Origin of the sequence: Microbacterium sp. (genome assembly GCF_052099035.1) — a bacterium.
Taxonomy (GTDB): domain Bacteria; phylum Actinomycetota; class Actinomycetes; order Actinomycetales; family Microbacteriaceae; genus Microbacterium.
The window spans coordinates 3,358-5,869 of the sequence record NZ_JBQDSX010000114.1 but is presented as its reverse complement, the minus strand read 5'-3'; the positions used below and the strand labels follow the sequence as shown (position 1 = coordinate 5,869).

The window sequence follows — 2,512 nt, the reverse complement described above, 5'->3', positions numbered from 1 at the left end:
TCTTCCAGTTCGCGATCAAGCGTTGCCACGCCGCCCTGATCGGGGCTGTCCAGCGGAGTACTCATGCGCTTGAGTCTATCCGCCGCGAGGACGCCACGGGGCGGACTCAGACAGTCTCGACGAACTCCATGAGTCGCTCGCCACCACGGTCGTACACGCGTCCGCCGATGATTACGCCGACCACGAGTACGACGATTCCGGTGGCGATGCCGACCCAGAATGTGGCCGGGTTGTACGCGTCGTCTGTGATGACGGTCATGATGAACAGCCAGATCGTCGGCACACTCACCGCGATTGCTGCGATGAACGTGATCGCCGGCGCATAGCCGCCGCGGGATGCGGAGCGCTGGGGCTGTTGGAACGGGCTGTCGCCCGGTCTCGAGACGCCGTACGGCGAGGTCACCGAGAGGATGCTGGAAAATCCCAGACCCGACAGGAAAAGACACGCGGCGAGCCCGATCATCGGCATGAGCAGATACCAGCTCTCCACCAGAGCCAGCGTCAGCGGGATCGCGACGGCGAGCACCGGGATCGCAACCAGCGAGATCGGTACAAGCCGACCGAACCGGTCAGAGATGCCGCGTACCCCGCTGGCGACGTGGACCCACAGCGCCGTCGAGTCGTATGCGACATCGTTGTGCGGCAGCCAGCCGAAGAACAGCGCCATGACCGGAACAGGTACGAGGGCGGCGACGTACAGCGGAACACCCGCGACGAGCAGCGGAAAGACCGTGAGGATTCCGGCGATGGGGACGATGACGAAGTTCACGATGTACCGACGGTCGCGCAGCCAGTAGACGAGACTGCGCGCTGCGATCGCACCGAAGGCGTTGGAGGGCAGGACGGCGAACCAGCCGAGCCCCGGGCGTTCGCGCGACGTGACGGGGCGATCTGTCGATGTGAGCAGTCGACGCACCAGCCAGGTCCACCACCCGCACAGCGCGATGAGAGTGAGCGCTCCGATGATGGCAGTCACGGTTGCCGCGGAGGTATCGCCGTCGGCGATCGTGAGGCCGAACCCCGCGATCGCGCCCAGAGGCGTGAACTCGATCGCCGAGGTCATCCCGGCGACGACAGCCGGCACCTGACCATCCCACTCGAGAGATCCGAAGAAGATGGCAACCGGGAATGCGACGACGACGACCACGAGGGCGAACAGCGCGGTGAGTTCACGCGACCGACGTTCCGGGAGCAGCAGCGCACTCGTTGCCATGCCGATGCGCGCGGCGATCACCGAGGCGAGGACGCCCAGGATGCACACGAGCACCGAGACCGGCCATGGTGTTCCGAGCTCGATGAGCACGATGGCAAGGCAGGCGGACACGGCGATGAGCGCGAAGGACGGCACGCTCACCAGCGCTGCAATGGCGAGCATCCACGGCATGTGCCGCACATCGACACCGAAGACGGCGAATCGGCGCGGATCGAGCTGGTCCGTCGTTCCGGTGATGATCGGGCCGAAGAGGAAACCGAGCAGCGCCGCTGCCCCTCCGAGCACGATGACGGTCCGTGCGACGGGCAATGGTGCATCGGCCAGGCTGAGAAGGGCGATGCACACCGCGATCGTCGCTGCGATCAGCACGATCAGGCCCACCACGGTGCGCACTGCTCGCTCGCCCCGAAGAGCGCCGAGCATCAGTGCCAGCCTCAGTCGGAGAATGTGTGCAACCACTCGAGACCCTCCACCTCGCCGATGCCACCGGAGAGTTCCACGAAACGTGACTCCAGTGTCTGACCGGCACGAACCTCGTCGACTGTCCCCTCGGCGAGAACGTCGCCTCCCACGATGATCGCAACGCGTGAGCAGACCCGCTCTACGAGTTCCATGCCGTGGCTGGAGAGGAGAACCGTACCGCCGTGCGCGACGTACGCGCGCAGAATGTCGAGGATCACCGCGGACGAGACGGGATCGACCGACTCGAACGGCTCATCGAGGACCAGCACCCGCGGGGAGTGGATCATCGCCCCGGCGAGCATGATCTTCTTCGTCATGCCTGCGGAGTAGTCGGAGACCACGCGGCCGATGGCACCCGAGAGGTCGAAAGCGCGAACCAGATCAGCGGAGCGCTTCTCGATCGCATCGGCGGAGAGCCCGCGCAGCAGACCGTAGTAATGCAGCAGCTGGCGTCCCGTCAGCCGGTCGAAGGTGCGCAGCCGGTCGGGCAGCACGCCCATGACGCGCTTCGCGCCGAGGGCGTTGTCGGACTGGTCGATGCCGCAGATGCTCACTTGCCCGCCGTCAGCGCGCAGGAGCCCCGCAAGAATCGACAGCGTGGTCGTCTTACCCGCGCCGTTGGGTCCGACGATGCCGTAGAAGGATCCGGCCGGCACGGTCAGGTCGATGCCGTTCAGCGCGCGATGGTCGCCGAACTCTTTGACGAGTCCGCGCACGACGACGGCGTCGGATGCGGTGGTTTCCGAAGGCACCGATTCAGGAGCGAGCACCGATTCGGGAGCGGGCGCCGGCTCCGGCTCCGAGTCTGACTCAGGCTCGGGCTCGGGCTCGGGCTCG

General features: G+C 66.1%; 2 protein-coding genes. Both read right to left on the bottom strand.

Annotated features, from left to right (window positions below; translation table 11 throughout):
• Window positions 1–106: 106 nt before the first annotated feature.
• Window positions 107–1,636, bottom strand: a complete 1,530-nt coding sequence (locus tag ACTIAO_RS16880) for a hypothetical protein (RefSeq protein ID WP_441907263.1) — start codon at window positions 1,634–1,636, stop codon at window positions 107–109.
• A gap of 11 nt (window positions 1,637–1,647) precedes the next feature.
• On the bottom strand, window positions 1,648–2,512 hold an 865-nt coding region (locus tag ACTIAO_RS16875), incomplete at its 5' end, for an ABC transporter ATP-binding protein (protein WP_441907262.1).